This window comes from Xanthobacter sp. BG11Y11_SDJG, from assembly GCF_057364445.1.
On sequence record NZ_JBNFNU010000762.1, the window covers coordinates 1 to 937 of the forward strand.

The following is a 937-nucleotide window of genomic DNA, read 5'->3' on the forward strand; positions in this document are numbered from 1 at the left end:
CGCCCGCGCGCCCGGCCGGACCTGCAACGGCGCGCAGCGCCGTGGAAAGGAGAGCCGGGGGCCCCAGCGCAAGAGACCGCCGAAGGCGGCTTCTGAAAAACCCGGCGCCTCAGGCTTTGCCCGCTGCGCGGGAGTCTCCCCTGGGCCCCGGATCGGCGCTCCACCTGCGCTCTCGCTGGTCCGGGGCGCGGGCGCTATTTTCAGCTCGATGCCGGCGGCGCGCATGAGCTGCGCCCACTTGGTGGTGTCCTCGTCGATGAAGGTGGCGAAGGCCGCGGGCGACATGGTGTTGGGCACCGCCCCCATATTGGCGAGCTGGGTCTTCATCTCCGGCGTGCCGAGCAGCGCGATCACCTCCTTGTTGAGGCGGCCGACGATGGCCGGGTCCATGCCGGCGGGGCCGAACAGGCCGAACCAGCCCACCGCCTCGTAGTCCGGCACGCCGGCCTCGGCCACGGTGGGATAGTCCGGGAACAGTTCGGAGCGCGCCGCGGAGGTGACGCCCAGCACCTTGAGGCGGCCCGCCTTCACGTGCGGCAGCGCGGCCGGAGGCGGCGCGAACATGGCCGCCACCTGCCCGCTCACCACGTCGGTGATGGCCGGCCCCACGCCCTTATAGGGCACGTGCAGCAGCTTGGTGCCGGTCTTCGCCTCGAACAGCAAGGCGGCGAGATGGGAGGCGGCACCGGTGCCGGACGAGGCGAAGGCGACGCTCTCCGGCTTCTCCTTGGCGAGCGCGATCAGCTCCTTCACCGAATTCGCCGGGAAGTCTGCGTTCACCACCAGCAGGTAAGGCGGCGCCGCGGCGAGCGCGACGGGCGAGAACTGCGCCTTCACGTCGTAGGAGGCGGAGGCGGCGGTGGGCGACGGCGCCAGCGCGCCGGTGGCGGCCATCAGCAGGCGGTAGCCGTCCGGGCGCCGCACGGCTGACGGCGGC

General features: G+C 72.6%; 1 protein-coding gene. It reads right to left on the bottom strand.

All coding sequences use genetic code 11. The features are described 5' to 3' along the window. On the bottom strand, nt 1–937 hold a 937-nt coding region (locus AC2W7M_RS26365), incomplete at both ends, for a Bug family tripartite tricarboxylate transporter substrate binding protein (protein ID WP_486136131.1).